The following is a 201-nucleotide window of genomic DNA, read 5'->3' as shown; positions in this document are numbered from 1 at the left end:
GAGGCAAATCTAAGTAGAACAAGTATAGCAACTGAACAACTACTTGATACTAGTTTAATACGTGACAATTTTAGCGAAGATAGTCAGCCTGAAGCAGCAGCAAGGTTGAATGAGATAATGTTGTTGGGAAAAAATATCTTCAGTAAAAATAATAAATTATTCGAATCCATTAAGAATATGGCTAAACCAGAGTGTCAACAA

1 pseudogene is annotated in these 201 nt (G+C 33.3%); it reads left to right on the top strand.

What is annotated here, in order from left to right:
* Nucleotides 1-201: pseudogene (locus FDX22_RS30520) on the top strand (pentapeptide repeat-containing protein); the annotation flags it as partial.

This window comes from Citrobacter sp. TBCS-14, assembly GCF_005280805.1.
Lineage (GTDB): Bacteria > Pseudomonadota > Gammaproteobacteria > Enterobacterales > Enterobacteriaceae > Citrobacter > Citrobacter gillenii.
The sequence above is the reverse complement of the archived record's forward strand: the minus strand, read 5'-3'. Positions and strand labels throughout refer to the sequence as shown.